Raw genomic sequence first — 16947 nt, 5'->3', positions numbered from 1 at the left:
AGGCCTCGTGGCGCAACTGAATAGCGCATCTGATTACGGCTCAGAAGGTTGCAGGTTTGAATCCTGCCGAGGTCACTTAAAACAGGAAGTCCATCATCAAGAGTGATGGATTTTTTGTTTTATGGAGAAATGGAAGATTATTATGGCAATAATGGATTTTCAGTTTTCAGAATCGAATTCAAAGAATATTTAATCCTATAAAAAAACCAAAAAGTTCCAATTTTAGGGGCTTAGCGGACAAGGCCTTGAACCAAGGCGTTCCTAAACCAAATCTTATGTTTTTATATTGTAAACCTAGGCGATAAAGATTGGTTAGTTTGTTATTGCCAGAAAAGTCGGTTGAACCATTTACCTGTCCTCGAAAGTATACATGGACCTGCCTGCTAATGGGGGATTTATATTCCAATAACATTCTGGTATACAGGTATCTTTTATCTAAAATTCTGTAGGAGGGAAAAAAGGTGAAACGAAAATTGTTTTTGTTATAGGTGTAGCGGGCCCCAACTGCCAGACTATGGGCTTCTTGATTCAAAGCTGCTTCCGCCGCAAGTGAGACACCTTTCTTTATTTCGTAAAAAACAAAATTATCTAAGAGATAACTTTCAGACACCCTTCCAAAATTGTAGTCCGTACTTATAGAAGTCAAATTAAAAAAACTGAATTTGGTGGCCTCAAAGTCCTTGAAGAAAATGTACTGATGTTTTATTTTCTCGTTCATAAAAGTACTTTCCATAGAAATGTTTTGTGATTGCAAAAACGATTGCATCCCAAACAACATTCCTATGAAAATCATGTACTTCATTACCAAGGTATTTTTTACCTTTTACGTTATTGCTATGTTCTCTATTAAAATTTACCATTCAAGCTGTTCAAGCCTTTAATGCCTTTTTACACTGTTTCAAATAACTCTTCCATAGTTTTTCTAACCTTTTTACGGTACTGTGTCTTGTCCTCTTTGGAACGATATCCTACTGGAGCAATAACAGAAGCATTGAGCCCTCTTTTGTCTAGACCCAGGATCTCATTATAGGCAGACGCATCAAAACCTTCCATTGGACAAGCATCTATCTTTAATTCTGCACATGCGTTCAATAAATTGGCCAGGGATAGATATGTCTGTTGCTTGGACCAGGATTGCCATTCAGAAATGGTTTTCCTACCAAGGCTCTCTTTGATGAAGTCCCCATAACCTTGTATATCTGAAATAGCTATTTGCTGTGTCAAAGCGATGTTATTTATATAGTTGTCTATATATTCCTCTTTATGTTCTGAAAAATTACAAAACACGAATAAGTGTGATGCTTCTGTGACCTGTGACTGCCCCCACGAAGCCTCCCTGAGCTGCTCCCTTAGTGACTTATCCTCAACAATCAACACCTTGTACAGCTGTAAACCATAAGATGATACGGATAGTTGCACAGCCTCTTTCAGAAGTTTTAGGTCTTTCTCTGATACGATTCTCTGTGAATCAAATTTTTTGGTGGCATAGCGCCATTTTAGATTTTCTATGAATTCCATTTTATTCAGTTTATTTGAATTAATAACTATTTGTTTTTCCATTTAGGCCGTTTAAGACAGTGCATAGTTGGCCATCAAGAATTGTTCTTCAAAACCCAATTTCTCGTAAAGGCCTTTTCCCATAGCAGAGGCTTGCAGAGTCCCATACCTATACCCTTTCTTGATAGCATCCGACAAAATGGAACGCATCATCTTTTCCGCATAACCCTTTCTTCTCATCTTGGGAATTATTCCCATGGAATGAATTCCCACCAAATCTTCTCCGCTATTGTATACTAGAGCCACACCCACCGGTGATGCATTGTCATAGGCAATCAGGTATTCAATTTCATCATAACTTCTAAGAAGCAGCTTATGATGAATTCTATAGTTAAAGGACTTTTCGAATAATGATTCCCACAATTGTGCGCCGCTCTTTTCTTTTACTTTGTGAAGCTTAATTCCTGATGGCAAAAAGTCACCTTTTGTAAGATCGCAGGACATCCCAACCTGTTCTAAAACCTTTACAAAGCCATTTCTCTCCAAAAGCGGTCGATAATCATCCCCATTGATTTCCCAATAGGGAACAGTAATTTTAATCGAAGATGAAGTGATGATTTTTTTTGCAACGTCAATATCACTTTGTTTTGGTGCATTAATGAACCAAAGTTTATTAGGCCAATCAGAGTAATCTATTACTCCATGGTCAAAAACATCACCGATTACATACGCCCCAGCTCTTCGGTTTACAAATTGCCATAAAGAAGTTAAATTATCTATGTTACTTTTTACTAAGTCCATTTTTATTTGTTTTTAATTAGAATAATTCCCAAAGTCATGGCGAGCACCCCAAAAATCTTTTTGTACGCTATAGGCTCGGAAGGCAATCCAAACCAACCAAAATGCCCGGCAACGACCGAAAACAAAACTTGTCCAAAGAGGCCGATTGAGATCATTGTAGAAATACCCAATTTGGGTATGGTATAATAATACAGCCCAATACCTGCCACACTGAACAGAGCCCCAGAAAACCATAAGTAGTATGGCACCTCCTTTAGTTTATAGAAAGATGGTAGATGCTTAGTGTATATCACAACTGCTAAAAGAGCAAACAAAGTACTTATAATGTATGCCACCAGAGAAGTCAACAATGGACTTTTAAGTTGCTCGCTAAGTTGTGAATTGAAACCTCCGTGTAATGCCAAAAAAACTCCCCCTAAAAAGGCTAAAAGAATTGGTGTTGACTGACTCATAACTCAATGTATTTATGATTTATAGGTCAAAATTAGTACAGTGCTTCAGGCCCTGCATTTACATATGTTGATAAATGAATCTAAAGGTCTTTTCTTATCCTGCTAAGCTGTGTGGGAGTAATTCCCAAATAAGATGCTATTAACCACTGGGGAACTCTCTGGGGCAACTTTGGGTACTTGTTAAGGAAAGACATATACCGCTCTTTGGCACTTTCCGCGGCGAAAGAGATCTGCCTCCTTTCATTTTCTATAATCCAATTTTGCTCTAGATTAGAAATATAGTAGTTCTTCAAATCCTCATGGTCATATATGATTTCTTTATAGCGCTGATAATTCATCTCCAGTACAATTCCATCCAAAACACATTCAATACCAAATCCAGAAGGGGTGTTTGTAAGCATGGAAACAGTGGAACCGGCCAAATTCCCCTCGACAAAAAAGTTTTTGACATAAACATTGGCTTCATCATCCATCCACTGAGAAACTAATATTCCTTTACAAACAAAATAAATATTTCTTGCCGTCTGACCACGAAATATTATGTTTTCATTTTTCTGAACTTCTTTAACACTTATCAAAGGTAAAAACTCCTTGAAAGATGCTGGGGAAACAGGCGCAAAGCTGTTGACGTATTGGTAGAAAAGTTGGATATACGGTTGGTCAAAAGAAATCATTCTTGATGTATGGATAAAACTTCAATTGAACTAAAGATACCATATTATCAAGAATGAAATCAATACTTGGGCAAAACAGGGTTAAGCGATTTTCATACCTATCTGAGGAACATCAACACTTTTAGAATCATTCCTAAAACGGTTCAGATAAATCTTGGACTGATACCAGTTAGATATTGACTGTGCTTTTTTAATGACGTGTCAAACTTTATTTGTGCCTTCATGATACATTGGGCTTAAGTCGTCTTGAAGCGGTTTCCTCGACATTGCTGTCAGCCAATTTCTTTTTTTGATTTGCCTTCCCTATTAGTTTCCCAAATAATTTGGTGTTGGCATCTCGTGACATTATTCTTTTGGACAAAAAGCCAAGGACTTTGTTGGTAAAACCAGGAATGACATGTGATTTTTTTCCCAAGGAATTCAATGCCACTTTTGCTACATCTTGCGGTTGCATGAGGTCAGAGGGCATATGGCTAAAATCAAATGAATCTGTCATCTCAGTTGCGGTCAATCCAGGGTTCACCGTCAACACATCCACACCTTTTTTAGAAAGTTCATAATGAAGGCTTTCTCCCTTGGAAAGCTCATAGGCTTTGGTTGCTCCATAGACCGAGGAGTACGGCACACTGACATAAGCCAACAGAGAGCCCAGATTAATAATTCCACCTTCACCCCTTTGTCTCAAAAGTTTTCCAAAATGATGTGTTAAAATTGCAGGGGCTTTGATATTTAGATCAATCATATCCAGTTCTTGTTCAAGTGGAATTTCAAGGTATTCACCCATTTTCCACAAACCTGCATTATTGACCAGCAGGCCTATATCCAGATGTGTTGTTTCCTTTTTAATTTGATTTATAAAATCAGGTCGAAGTAAATCTGCTTTGATTGCTTTTACCTTAATTGAGTATTGCCCTTCAAGCTCATCTGAAAGCGCATTCAATAATTCTTGTCTACGGGCTATCAAGATCAGGTTTAACCCTTTTTCGGCCAACTGTTTTGCAAATTCTTTGCCTATTCCAGATGATGCTCCTGTAATCAACGCCCAAGGACCATATTGTTGTCTAAAATTTCTCATGATTTATTGTCTTTTAAATGTTATGATTGATTTAATGTTTTCTATTTCTTGGATATGGGATGATGTTCCTTTTCGATTATTTCAGTATAGGTGACAAACTTAAAGGGGTCAAAAAATTGTACAGATGATCGCAATCGGTCTGCAGCTTCCTCCTTTAATTTCTTAATCTTTAAATTCATGGGATATCTGCCCTCGGCAGCAACGGCCATTTGCAGTGCTAGTTCGTTATCCCCATTATCCATCATTTTCCTTAGTGCATTGGCAACTTGATTGCCAGAAAGCCCAAGATATTGCTGTAGCAGTCGACCCCTTTCTACTGAAGTAATGACATCAAGCCCTTCAGGGTCTTTTCCACTGACCTCTTCTTGCCATATCCCTACCATATGATCTGCAGTACGGGCGATGATATGATCTCTGGGAGATAGATAACCAATAAAAATTTCGGGATGGTCTTGCATTCCGGGTGGAATTAAATTGAGCCTTATAATATCCTTGGCGGAATACCCGTTTCTTACATGTTTTTTCGTCTCGCTGACCAACCATTTATATGCATTACGATATGCCTTTAGTTGTTGGGTATTTTTGTACATAATGGTTATGCCGATATGCCCATGTAAGATATATTTAGGATTAAGTTCAAGTGTGGTGTCCATAACATCCAATGCTTTATCCACAAAACCTTCTTCTGTCCACGGTTCTCCATAAAATGGCATAAGTGCATCTCCCATGAAAACTAGCTCCAGGCTGGGAAAATGAACTAAGAGCGCATCTTCCGTTTCACCTCCGGTTACCGGTATGAGCTCCACATGGGATTCACCAATACTAAACGCACTTATTGAATCCACTACAACATCAGGTTTGTATTCACTGACCCAATCGTCCTTAAAGCCAGCGCCCCTAAATTGGGTATAGGAATGATTTTTTAAAACGCGATCTATCGTTCCATGAAAATTCTCCCGACCGTAAAGGGTGATATCAGGATTTAGAGATTTTAGGTACGTATACCCACCTATATGATCCCAATGTGCATGGGTAATAAAACCCTTGGTCAACGGAGGTAATCCAGGGTATTTCTCTAACAAAAACTCGTATCCTGCTTTATAACTATAAGGTTGGGTTCCAGCATCGATTGACATCAACTCCTTCCCATTTTCAGAAACTACAAAGTGTAGATCCGAAAACCCAAAGCCTCTAACCGCAAAAACCCTATTGGAAATTACTTCTTCAACCCAGGGGGTTGGGGCAAATAAAAGACCCTTTTCCTTAGTTGTCGAGAACCAACCAGAGAATAGCATTTTAGGTTCATAATCCACATAGCCACTGAGCGCTAGATATTTTTTTGCTGATTCTTCGTCACCTTTTTCGGTATATAGTTTGGCCAAATAATGATATACTTCACGATAAAAACCTGGTGTGGGTTCCAGCTCGGGATGACCTATTAACCAAAGAAGTTCTTCAAAGGCCTTTTCTTTCTTATCAAAAAGGGAAGGTACCTGAGAGTAAATTATACCAGATGCCCAATGAGCCAAAGGATTATTTGGTGCAAGGTTTTCAGCATCTTCCAAAACCTTAAAGGTTTCCTTCACCCAGCTTATCCTTGAAATCAGAGAAATGTTATCTGCGTAACTTGCGCGCAAAAGTGCGTAGGCGGATAGATAATTACTTTTGACCTCATCCGTCATTTGAAGGTGAAAGTACCCAAGACTTGATTCAAAATAAGATATTCCATAATTCTGCTGATTGGTAGCTATGTAAGCATTCGCAAGAAGGAATACAGGATTTGGGTCGGTGATTGGGCCGTAGGACATTACCGTTTCATAAAAGGCAATATCAGCGTGAAAACTACGGTCATTTTCGTGCTGTTTAAAAGACTCGAAATCCTTTGAAGGAAGAAGTGATTCACTTAATCCGACGGTTGCTATTTTCTCTTGCAGAGATGTATTCCTTTTATAGGTTTCAAATTTTTGTTCAGGTCTTTCAACAATACAGGCCATTGGTATGGTGACTGTCAGCGCCAACAAATAGTAAAGTGGTTTTAGTTTCATGATTTTAATATTAAGTTGCCTATGCGGCATTTTAAATTGATTAATGTCCGTTTAGTAGAGGTTTTCAACGTATTAAAACAACCTTCGGCCACATGCTCCCTGAGGATATTTCAATAGCTTCCCTTTTTTGTTGGCAAAAAACCAAATGCTGTCATGATTGTTTTTCCTGTTTCTGAAAATTGATATTTTCATCTTTCTTGACTTGTTATTCAGTATATGTTGTATATACAACTTTAAATCTAAATTTTTTAATGCCGCCTGCTTTCTAGCATTTTAAGACTATTTATTCCGTCCTTCTGTAATTGTCCAACAAGCACGTCCATGGCCTTCTCCCACTCAGCAATAAGTGCTTTTACCAAATCTAGACCTCGTCCTGTGAGTTCAATTTCTGGCCTATATTCAGCAGACCGGGACAACAGGTGTTGCTTTTCAAGAAGTTTATTGTTCCTACTTACCGTAGATCTTTCTAAACAAAGCACTTCTCCCACCTTACCTTGATCCACTCTACCCATTTCATGTAATGCAAACAGAATTGTCATTTGGCTTTCAGAAATTTTATGTTCCCCCAGAACCTTTCGGATTTCACCATCCGCTGTCCTAGATAAACTCCTTAATCTTGACCCTATACAATGTTCTAATTGATGTTTCATTGAGCAAAGGTAAAAACGTATGTTGTATATACAACATATTTAACTTCTAGTTAACAGATTATTGAAAATTGCCTCAAACCAATCTTTTATAATTAGGAAAGGAGTTGGTATTCGTAAAAAACTTACTTAGTGGTGCTCTGCTTATTTAATGAATCGATAACTACTTTTGCCCTTTCCAGCTCCCTTTCAAGTGTTTCGTTCTTTTGCTGGTACTCCAAACGTACCTGCTCCAGTTTTTGGTCAAATTCTTCCACCGGAACATATTCTGGCTCCAACAAGACTTCTTTTAAAATACTGAACAGGGTAAACAAAAAGCTTATGACAATTGCAGAAATTAAGGTAATGAGCAATGTCTTTTCTCTCTTTAACCAAGGTGATTTTTTCTTAAGAAGGTTTTTTTCATCTTTTGACAACTTTCTGTGACCTGATAACTGATTTAAAAAGACATCCCACTTTTCTTCCTCTTTAACATGCATATCCTTAAATCCTCCTTCATTTAAGAACAAATGGGTGTTTGGTGTAGAAGCTAGCATAAAAATCTGTACACCATTGCCACTCATGACATCCAATAAACCTGAATCATACTCCCTTATTTCTTTAATCAATTTTCTAACAAACTCCAAGGTGTAATTGGGGCGCAAAAACTCATCATAGAGAACTTGAATTTCAAAATAGTCTCTACGTTTTAATGCATACTCTAAAAAGCGGTCTTTTAATTCAGCTTTGAAAAATTCGCTCATTTACCAACTAAGAAAATTAAGGTTTTGGTTATTGCCCATTATAGACAAAGTTAATTTAAATGCAGGGTGTAATCACCATGGCCAATGTAAAGAATGAGTGATTTTTATATAATTTTCCTCAATTTTTCAGTTTTGTATTATTGATTGTTTTATACCATTTAGGTATCCAAACCACAATAGGTTTTCAAAAAAAGAAGAAAGAAGTAAATGATTTTGCTTAATTTACAACTGCGTGAAGAAGAATCAATTGTCTACAATTTTAATAATTATATTGTTTGACCTGCGGATATTCTTAGACGTATTATTGTAATCGGTCATTAATAATTAATTGACACTTTTATCAAATCCAAACTAAATCTAAGTGAATAACGGTAAGAAAATATTAATCCTAGTTTCTTTGCTCATTGGCGCCTCGGTATTAGCTCAAGAGTTACCACCTATTCAAAATTACTCCCCATCCGATTACCATGCCGAGAACCAAAACTGGGCCATCTCACAGACCGAAGACAAGGTGATTTATATTGCAAACAGCAAAGGTCTTTTAGAATTTAACGGTGCCAGATGGACGTTGTTTCCTTCTCCCAATGAAACCATAATTAGATCTGTAAAAGTTGTTGGAGATAAAATATACACCGGTTGCTATATGGAGTTTGGGTATTGGCAAAGAGACGACTTTGGAATGCTTCAATATACCTCATTGTCAAAAAAAATCAAAAGTGACCTTAAACAAGATGAGGAGTTCTGGAATATTTTAGACATGGACCGATGGATAGTGTTTCAATCCCTTGACCGAATCTATATTTATGATTTAAACGACAACTCGGTCAACGTTATTTATTCTGATACGCTCTTGCCCAAAATATTTAACCTTGATAAAAGTATTTATTTTCAAAAGCTGGAAAAAGGAATTTTTAAGATTGAGAACGGCAAAGATGTTCTGGTCTACGATTCTGAACCCTTTAAAAAAGATGAGGTAATAAACATTTTTCAACACCAAGGAGATTTACTCGTTCTTACACGCCATAATGGTTTTTATAAAATTCAAGACGATTCTTTTACCAAATGGAACATAAGCGCAGACACTTTATTATCAGATGTTAGCATTTATAGTGCACTGGAACTGACAGATGGAAGTTTTGTTTTGGGTACTATCTCCCATGGTCTAATTTATTTGGATCGAACAGGGAGTTTGATATCCCATATGGATCAAATAAAGGGATTAAGGAACAATACCATCCTATCTTTATTTGAAGATCTTGACAACAATATTTGGCTTGGACTCGATAATGGCATCAGTTATATAAACCTTAAATCCACTTTTAAAGTATACCATGACAATAAAGGAGTTGCTGGTAGCGTGTACGCATCTGTAGTTTTTGATAACATCTTGTATTTGGGAACAAACCAAGGGTTGTTCTATAAGGAATTAAATAGTGATTCCGACTTTATGTTAATAAATGGCACACAAGGTCAAGTATGGTCTCTAAATGTGATTGAACAAAGTCTATTCTGCGGTCATCATACCGGCACCTTTATTATTGACAAAAACAAAGCCAGAAGAATTGCGGATGTTCAAGGTACTTGGAACATAAATACCTTAAACGATAACCCCAACCTCCTTTTACAAGGAAATTATGATGGACTATACGTTTTGGAAAAATCAGAAAATGAATGGTTCATCAAAAACAAGATTGAAGGGTTCAATCATTCATCACGTTATTTTGAGACCTTAGGAAATGACATTTTTGTAAACCATGAATACAAAGGTGTTTTTAAAATCAAGGTGGACAGTATTTTTTCTAAAGCCAGGGAAATATCTATAGACACTTTAATAAAAGGTTCTAATTCTGGCATTGTTAAGTATAAAGACGACTTACTTTATTCATATGAAAAGGGGATTTTGAAGTATGACCAAAAGAATGAAACCTTTGTCAAAGACAGTATTCTGAGCAAAGTATATTCAAAAGAGGAATATCTTTCGGGCAAGATGACCGTGGATAGCAAGAACGATTATCTTTGGATTTTTACAAAGTCCAATATTAGCTTTATATCTCGTGGAAACTTGTCCAATTCACCAATCATTAAATCTGTTCCCTTTACTGAAAATGTTCGAAGCGGCATAGTAGGCTATGAAAGTGTTACTGCTTTAGAGAAAGAAGGGAAGTATTTATTTGGAACTAGTTCTGGCTATGTAACCATTGACATAGGCAATTTTCATGAAAGGGATTTTGCCGTGGATATTGGAAGTGTTAGAAAAGCAGGTAAAAACACAAATGAAAATGAAAAAGATTTATTAAATAAAAGCTTTCAAGGGAGTTTTAAAAGTGATGAAAACAATCTTGAAATGTCTTTTTATTCTGCTGACTACAACAAATATTTAAAGCCCAGTTATCAATTTCAACTTTTAGGGATTTACACCAACTGGAGCGAGTGGTCCCAAGAATCATCTGCAACCTTTGAAAATCTGCCCCCTGGGGATTATACCTTTAATGTACGGTCTAAAATCGGAGATAGAATGTCCAGTAATATTGCCAGTTACTCTTTTAAAATTGCAAGACCCTGGTATATCTCGAACTTATTATTGGGGCTTTATTTGTTTTGCGCAATTTTAGGTTCAATTCTTATACATAATTTGTACAAAAGACACTATCACAAGCGACAGCAAAAACTTATCATAAAGAACAAGCGCGACATGGAACTGGCAAAAGCGCAAAACGAAAAAGAAATTATCAAAATTAAGAACGAGCAGCTCAAAGAAGAATTTAGAAGTAAGAGCAATGAGCTTGCCGCCTCAACTTTAAGTATTATAAAAAAGAATGAATTGCTATCCAAAGTCAAAGAACAACTTGTATCCAATGTAGAGGATAAAAGCACGGTAAGGCCTATTATCAATATAATTGATAAAAGCCTTAATCAAAACGATGATTGGGAATTGTTCAAAGAAGCTTTTAATAATGCAGATAGAAAGTTTTTGAAGAAACTAAAGAAAGCTCACCCTAATCTTTCTCCTAATGATATTAGGTTATGCGCTTACCTTCGTTTGAATTTATCATCAAAAGAAATAGCTCCTTTACTGAACATTTCTCCCAGAAGTGTTGAGATCAAAAGGTACAGACTTCGTAAAAAAATGGACTTAACCCATGATGATAACCTAGTTAACTACATCCTTAAACTGTAAATTTCTTTACAACCTTTCAATAACACCTCAACAATACCTATACAAACAAGAATTTGGCAAAAATTTAAAACTTCCGTTTTGCCTCTGAAGCCCTATAAAACAAGGAGTTTTATCAATTTCGTAAAAAAATGGTGTTTTTTTTGCTATGTATGCTTTTTGTTGAGGTGATTTTTAAGGTCTTCCTATTTTTTTAAGATAAGTTTAACCGTTCGCAAAAACAGGAAGTTCCCCAATTCTTCACAGGTTTTGTTTTACTAAAACTGCATACACTATTTCCTCTTAGCGAATATCAAACTAAAACTAAACATTACTATGAAAAACAATTTACTGAGATTACTACTCTTATTGTTTACAACCGGGATATATGCCCAAGCCGATAAGGTTTCAGTTGTGAGCAATGATGACGGAATGAAATTGGTGGTCAATGGAAAGGATTTTATGATGAATGGGATGAACTGGGATTATATTCCAATTGGCACCAACACAGTGAACGCCGCGTTCTGGAAAAAGTCGGATGACATTATCAAGGCAGGTCTTGATACCGAAATGTCTTTATTAAAAAACATGGGGGTCAATGTTATTCGCCAATATACGGGTGTCCCAGCAAAATGGATACAGTATATCTACGAGAATTATGGTATTTACACCATGCTCAACCATTCGTTTGGACGTTATGGCCTAACATTGAATGGCGTTTGGACTCCAGTAACCATTTATGATGACCCTACAACAGTAGAGTTTTTAATGTCCGAAATGGAAGAGTTGGTCAATGGTTATAAAGACACGCCAGGACTACTACTCTACTTGCTAGGTAATGAAAACAACTATGGATTGTTCTGGGCAGGAGCAGAGACGGAAGATTTTCCAGACGATGAAGGAAGGATAAACTTTATAGGTGAGAGTCGAGGAAGGCCTATGTATCGGTTAATGAACGAAGCCGCTAAAAAGATGAAGGCCATGGATGCCTCGCACCCAGTTGCAATTTGTAATGGTGATGTGCTGTTCATTGATATAGTCGCAGAAGAATGTAAAGATGTAGATATCTATGGAACCAATACCTACCGTGGAGCTTCCTTTGGAGATATGTTTGAAGTAGTAAAGGAAAAACTCAACAAACCTGTAATGTTCACAGAATTTGGGGCGGATGCATTCAATGCCATTGAAAATAAAGAAGATCAATATTCCCAGGCCTACTATATGGTAGAAAACTGGAAAGAGATTTATGAAAATGCCGCTGGTCTAGGAAAAGCTAACAATTCAATTGGAGGTTTCACTTTCCAATTTAGTGATGGTTGGTGGAAATTTGGTTTTGATGATAGAAAAAATGCAGATGTGCATGACAACAACGCCTCATGGTCAAATGGTGGGTATGCAAGAGATCTCGCTGCCGAGGGAGTAAACAATATGAACGAGGAATGGTTTGGAATTTGTGCCAAAGGCGCAACAAACCCTAGAGGATTATATGATCTTTATCCCCGTGCTGCCTACTATGCTTTAAAAGATGCACATCAGCTCAATCCATATGATGAAGGTGTAAACCTCGATTTCGTTACAAATCATTTTAATAACATTCAGTTGATGGATGCCGTGCTTAAGGCACGTGGGGATAAAGCAGCATTAAATGGAGAGCAAAGTAATCTGCTTCGCATCAGCAACCTTCAAGCCAAGTTTTCAACCTTCAGTACTGGAGGTAGTTTAATTACGACTCCGGATACTCCTGACCCGGATGACCCTAACACCTTTCCAAATCAGTTAGGATTCGATCACATGCAGTCGTATTTTATTGGAGTAGAAGGAAACCCTGCACCTAACATGAGAGCAGAGGTAAATATGAATGTTGTGGGTAATGTGGCCCGAAACCCAATCAATGAGATTTTTTATGAGAATAACTCCCGTCCTATCGATGTGAGTACTGACCAAGGGGATGTAATTGTTTCAGATGTAAATAGAATTCGGGTATATCAAGCAGAGTTTGAATGGAACGCAAAAGAATTTGATCTAAGAGGTTTCTATAGAACAGGTCATTATCATTGGGGTTATGAAGGTGACTTTTTCGGATTGTATCCAGAAGCCAACTATGGCCCAAACCTAGATATTTACAATGGTGAAATATTAGGAATGGAAATTGACGGCAAGGGCCCTTTAAAAGGATTGAAAGCGGCTATTGGTCCTCAATTATGGTGGGGCGCAAACCCTACAATGCTTTTCAAGTACAAAAAGCATATTGGGAAATTTGATGTAACCGGTATTTACCATAGAGACTTTGAAACCAATCTGGTTTTTGATGAAAATGGACGTCGGGTCTTGAATGCAAATCAAGTACGAAGTGGTGTAATCCCCTTTTGGCCGACCGAAAGGGCCACATTAGCTATTGAAAGGGAGTTCGGCAAATTTGGAGTTATGCTGGGAGGAATTTGGGCTGGAAGCCCTTTGAACGGTACCTCATTTCAAGATGTTAGGGGTACGCCCGGAAATTATGTTGTTTTTGAAGATAGGATTCAATCAAGTGATAACTGGGGCGGTAAAGCTAAGCTTACTTATGAAGGTGGAAAATTCAATTGGTACGGTCAAGCTTCAGCTATGGGTCTAATTGCCAATGGTGGTGCTGATCAAACGATGACTTTTACCGGTTGGAAATTAAGGGATACGGGAAGTGGTAATGTAACCAGTGTATTTTCTGGATTCACCATAGCCGCAGGAAATTTTCAAATTGCTCCCAATTTCATGTGGCAAAAACCATTGGTAGAGGCTATGCCACAAGATGTGCAGGGCCCTGGTAGGTTAAGAAACAATCTTGATGATCCCTTTTCCGTTCGAGGTAACAGAGAGACCACTGCCGGTGAGATTCTCTTGACTTTTGACCCTACCCCAGGTACTTGGATGTACGAGTGGGACAATGATAGGTCAGAAGATGCTAAGTTCGCTATGAACTTAGGGTTTGTATACCGCCACCTTCCTACGACCATTGATTCACATATTGGTTTTAACGCCGACAGGACCTTCTTTGCCTTCCCAAATTCGGTTCCCGCCGAAGATTTATGGGAAGTCCATTCCAGAATGGTATCCAAACTTGGTTCGGATTTCGGTCTAATTGGAAATTTCTACTATGGCAACGGGCAAGCTAATGGAGATAGTGATCGATTGATAAAACGTTTTGGCGGAGATGTCCGAATGATCTATAAGAAATGGAAAGTACAGTACACACAAAAAATTAACGATTGGGGACCATTTGATTACCATCGAGATTTTAACTTAACGTACCCAGTACAATTGATGTTGGACATCTCTACAACTCTTGGCAAACCAGACTGGTTTATTTTGCCAAGTACACAAATAGGAATCCGTGGTACATGGAGGTCATTAAATGAGTTTTCACCACGTTATTTGCCAAACGCGGTACCACCCAACACTTTTTCACAAGAACCTATAGTAAGTCCTGTTGGGTTTGGTGACGGGAGTGAGTGGGAAATTATGACATATGTACATATCAATATCGGGAAATAAAAAGATTGAAAAATGAAAAATAAAAAATATACCAACGTACATTTTATACTTCTTCTGACTTTGGGCATTGCTCTTTTCAGTAGTTGTGAAAGAGAATTTTCAGATGATGTGGAATTTGCCACATTTTCTGCCAATGGGGACATTTTTACAGATGCTCCTGTAGGACTTACGGATGAATTCTTTGATTCTTTTGATCCAAATGAAGGTGCTAATCCCGAAGGCTTTGGTACTGATGATAACGTGGCTTTTGAAGGGTCATCTTCCATACGGATTGATGTTCCCGCTCCAGATGACCCCGATGGAGGATTTATTGGAGGTATTTTCCTAGATCGTGGTGCCGGTAGGGACTTAACAGGTTTTGATGCCTTGACCTTCTATGTTAAAGGTTCTACTACCGCTACCATAGGGGAAGTAGGCTTTGGAACTGATTTTGGTCAAAACAAATTTGCGGTAACTGCCCAGAACATAAGATTATCTACGGATTGGCGAAAAGTTATCATTCCTATTCCAGATTCGTCAAAATTGATACAGGAAAGAGGAATGTTCTTTTTCTCTGCAGGGACGCAAACTACTGGTGGTTTTGGATATACTTTTTGGATAGATGAGTTACGTTTTGAAAAATTAGGAACGATAGCGCAACCAAGCCCGGCTATTTTTAACGGGGTGGATGTTGTACAACAGGCCTTTACCGGGTCCAACCTCTTGGTTAATGGGTTGGCTCAGACCTTTAATTTGGAATCTGGGATTAACCAAACAGTAATTGCGGCACCATCTTATTTCGATTTTAATTCTTCGGATAATTCCGTGGCCATTGTGAACGAACTTGGTCAAGTTTTGGTCATTGGCACAGGTACTGCAAATATTACGGCACAGTTGGCAGGGGTTCGTGCTTCGGGTTCCTTGGAAGTTACCTCTGCTGGTAGTTTAGCTTTAGCTCCGACCCCAACAAGGCCGGCAGCCAACGTAAAATCAATTTTCAGTGAGGCATATACAGCCGATACATCCAGCAATTTTGCTCCCGGTTTTGGAGGGTCTACTACAGAAACTGTTATAACAAACAACAATGGGGATAATGTATTGGCATATACCAATAATAATTTTACTGGTATCATATTCGAAAATACAGTAGATGCCTCGGGACTAACATTCTTGCATGTAGATGTTTATGTGCAGAGCGCCGGGGTTGAGGTCGGGCTCCAAATTAGGGATGTTGGGGCCAACCAAGAATTAGAGACCAATACTACCAATGGTTTGCCACAGGGTGATGATGTGGATTTTAGGTTTGATCTAACAGGATTGACTGTGGGTCAATGGACATCGTTCGAGATACCCTTGGGGGGTGACCTTGCCACCCAGAAAAACAACTTGGGTGCGCTTATTCTTACAGATGGCCCCGATTTCATATTTGACAACATCTATTTCTACACAGAATAATGAAGTCTTCAAAAACGAAAAAAATGATTATGAACATGAAATATTTTAAAAATAAAACAATACAATCGGTAGTACTAAAATGCTTTGCTGTCATTTTGGTTGTAACTATTTCCGGTTGTTCAACAGATGAAACTCAGACAGTGGCAAATTTTACAAACTTAGTTTTAGACGAGAATTTTGATACAGATGGAGCACCAAATAGTGAAGTTTGGGGCTTCGATATCGGTAATGGTATAGATGGATGGGGGAATCAAGAATTGCAATATTATACGAACCGTTCAGAAAACGTAACCATTCAGAACGGGGTGTTATTGATTACTGCGCAACAAGAATCTTTTGAAGGTTCGGAATATACCTCAGCAAGATTATTGACAAAAGATAAGTTTGAGCAACGATATGGTCGTTTTGAGGCCCGTATTCGTTTGCCTTTTGGACAAGGTATCTGGCCTGCATTTTGGATGCTTGGCGCTGACATAGATGAAAATCCATGGCCAGGAGCCGGGGAAATTGACATTATGGAGTATCGAGGACAGAATCCTACTGTTTTAATAGGTAGCGTGCATGGCCCAGGATACTCCGGCGGAGAAGCAATATCAAAAGAATATACTTTAGAAAACGACCGCTTCGATACAGGTTTCCACATTTTTGGAATTGAATGGGGTCCTGAATTTGTAAACTTCTACGTGGATGATGTATTGTACAATCAAATTACACCTGAGGATTTAACAGGCCCCTGGGTCTTTGACAAGCCCTTCTACATTCTAATGAATCTTGCCGTTGGAGGCACTTTTGTAGGTTCACCAAACGCTGAAACCGAATTCCCACAAACCATGCTGGTTGACTATGTGAGGGTATATAAAAATAACACTGATTAAACTAACTAAAACGAAAAAGACA

At 38.0% G+C, this 16947-nt stretch carries 13 protein-coding genes and 1 tRNA gene; 5 read left to right on the top strand and 9 right to left on the bottom strand.

The window, feature by feature from the left end; all coding sequences use genetic code 11:
* Position 1: 1 nt before the first annotated feature.
* Positions 2-75, top strand: a tRNA-Arg gene (locus tag DKG77_RS07895).
* 103 nt (positions 76-178) lie between these two features.
* Here the strand turns inward: DKG77_RS07895 and DKG77_RS07890 are convergent.
* The 9 genes from DKG77_RS07890 to DKG77_RS07850 all read right to left on the bottom strand — a co-directional run bounded on the left by DKG77_RS07890 (position 179) and on the right by DKG77_RS07850 (position 7934).
* Positions 179-802 carry a hypothetical protein gene (locus DKG77_RS07890; protein WP_133248437.1) on the bottom strand — a complete coding sequence of 208 codons (624 nt, stop codon included), beginning with the start codon at positions 800-802 and terminating at the stop codon, positions 179-181.
* An 86-nt stretch (positions 803-888) separates the two neighbouring features.
* A complete protein-coding gene (locus DKG77_RS07885) occupies positions 889-1560 on the bottom strand; it encodes an NAD(P)H-dependent oxidoreductase (protein WP_243414889.1) in 672 nt (223 codons plus the stop codon).
* Positions 1561-1569: 9 nt separating this feature from the next.
* Positions 1570-2298 (bottom strand): GNAT family N-acetyltransferase, encoded by a 729-nt coding sequence (locus DKG77_RS07880; RefSeq protein WP_109661944.1) that lies wholly within the window; start codon positions 2296-2298, stop codon positions 1570-1572.
* A gap of 2 nt (positions 2299-2300) precedes the next feature.
* Positions 2301-2750, bottom strand: a complete 450-nt coding sequence (locus DKG77_RS07875) for a DMT family transporter (protein ID WP_109661942.1) — start codon at positions 2748-2750, stop codon at positions 2301-2303.
* A gap of 80 nt (positions 2751-2830) precedes the next feature.
* The gene (locus tag DKG77_RS07870) at positions 2831-3424 is read right to left on the bottom strand and encodes a Crp/Fnr family transcriptional regulator (RefSeq protein ID WP_109661940.1); all 594 of its coding nucleotides are present in this window, start codon (positions 3422-3424) and stop codon (positions 2831-2833) included.
* A 220-nt stretch (positions 3425-3644) separates the two neighbouring features.
* The gene (locus DKG77_RS07865; RefSeq protein ID WP_109661938.1) at positions 3645-4499 is read right to left on the bottom strand and encodes an SDR family NAD(P)-dependent oxidoreductase; all 855 of its coding nucleotides are present in this window, start codon (positions 4497-4499) and stop codon (positions 3645-3647) included.
* A gap of 41 nt (positions 4500-4540) precedes the next feature.
* The gene (locus DKG77_RS07860) at positions 4541-6544 is read right to left on the bottom strand and encodes an MBL fold metallo-hydrolase (protein ID WP_165819368.1); all 2004 of its coding nucleotides are present in this window, start codon (positions 6542-6544) and stop codon (positions 4541-4543) included.
* Positions 6545-6792: 248 nt separating this feature from the next.
* A complete protein-coding gene (locus tag DKG77_RS07855; RefSeq protein ID WP_109661934.1) occupies positions 6793-7194 on the bottom strand; it encodes a MarR family winged helix-turn-helix transcriptional regulator in 402 nt (133 codons plus the stop codon).
* Positions 7195-7316: 122 nt separating this feature from the next.
* Positions 7317-7934, bottom strand: coding sequence for a hypothetical protein (locus DKG77_RS07850; protein ID WP_109661932.1), 618 nt, complete (start codon positions 7932-7934; stop codon positions 7317-7319).
* A 361-nt stretch (positions 7935-8295) separates the two neighbouring features.
* Here DKG77_RS07850 and DKG77_RS07845 point away from each other — a divergent pair, with 361 nt between their 5' ends.
* From DKG77_RS07845 to DKG77_RS07830, 4 genes are all read left to right on the top strand, one after another.
* Entirely contained in the window at positions 8296-11112 is a 2817-nt protein-coding gene (locus tag DKG77_RS07845) for a helix-turn-helix and ligand-binding sensor domain-containing protein (RefSeq protein WP_109661931.1), read from the top strand.
* 312 nt (positions 11113-11424) lie between these two features.
* A complete protein-coding gene (locus tag DKG77_RS07840; protein ID WP_109661929.1) occupies positions 11425-14616 on the top strand; it encodes a glycoside hydrolase family 2 TIM barrel-domain containing protein in 3192 nt (1063 codons plus the stop codon).
* 12 nt (positions 14617-14628) lie between these two features.
* Entirely contained in the window at positions 14629-16050 is a 1422-nt protein-coding gene (locus tag DKG77_RS07835; RefSeq protein ID WP_109661927.1) for a glycosyl hydrolase family 16, read from the top strand.
* A gap of 35 nt (positions 16051-16085) precedes the next feature.
* Positions 16086-16925, top strand: coding sequence for a glycoside hydrolase family 16 protein (locus tag DKG77_RS07830; protein WP_109663667.1), 840 nt, complete (start codon positions 16086-16088; stop codon positions 16923-16925).
* Positions 16926-16947 lie beyond the last annotated feature (22 nt).

It is taken from the genome of Flagellimonas aquimarina (assembly GCF_003149745.1).
Lineage (GTDB): Bacteria > Bacteroidota > Bacteroidia > Flavobacteriales > Flavobacteriaceae > Flagellimonas > Flagellimonas aquimarina.
Note: the sequence above shows the minus strand (reverse complement) of the source record. Positions and strands in the feature narration are given on the sequence as shown.

Coding starts and splice junctions, on each gene's coding strand:
- DKG77_RS07860 (WP_165819368.1), bottom strand. CDS start 6,544: ATGAAACTAAAACCACTTTACTATTTGTTGGCGCTGACAGTCACCATA.
- DKG77_RS07850 (WP_109661932.1), bottom strand. CDS start 7,934: ATGAGCGAATTTTTCAAAGCTGAATTAAAAGACCGCTTTTTAGAGTAT.
- DKG77_RS07855 (WP_109661934.1), bottom strand. CDS start 7,194: ATGAAACATCAATTAGAACATTGTATAGGGTCAAGATTAAGGAGTTTA.
- DKG77_RS07835 (WP_109661927.1), top strand. CDS start 14,629: ATGAAAAATAAAAAATATACCAACGTACATTTTATACTTCTTCTGACT.
- DKG77_RS07870 (WP_109661940.1), bottom strand. CDS start 3,424: ATGATTTCTTTTGACCAACCGTATATCCAACTTTTCTACCAATACGTC.
- DKG77_RS07875 (WP_109661942.1), bottom strand. CDS start 2,750: ATGAGTCAGTCAACACCAATTCTTTTAGCCTTTTTAGGGGGAGTTTTT.
- DKG77_RS07840 (WP_109661929.1), top strand. CDS start 11,425: ATGAAAAACAATTTACTGAGATTACTACTCTTATTGTTTACAACCGGG.
- DKG77_RS07885 (WP_243414889.1), bottom strand. CDS start 1,560: ATGGAAAAACAAATAGTTATTAATTCAAATAAACTGAATAAAATGGAA.
- DKG77_RS07890 (WP_133248437.1), bottom strand. CDS start 802: ATGAAGTACATGATTTTCATAGGAATGTTGTTTGGGATGCAATCGTTT.
- DKG77_RS07880 (WP_109661944.1), bottom strand. CDS start 2,298: ATGGACTTAGTAAAAAGTAACATAGATAATTTAACTTCTTTATGGCAA.
- DKG77_RS07865 (WP_109661938.1), bottom strand. CDS start 4,499: ATGAGAAATTTTAGACAACAATATGGTCCTTGGGCGTTGATTACAGGA.
- DKG77_RS07830 (WP_109663667.1), top strand. CDS start 16,086: ATGAAATATTTTAAAAATAAAACAATACAATCGGTAGTACTAAAATGC.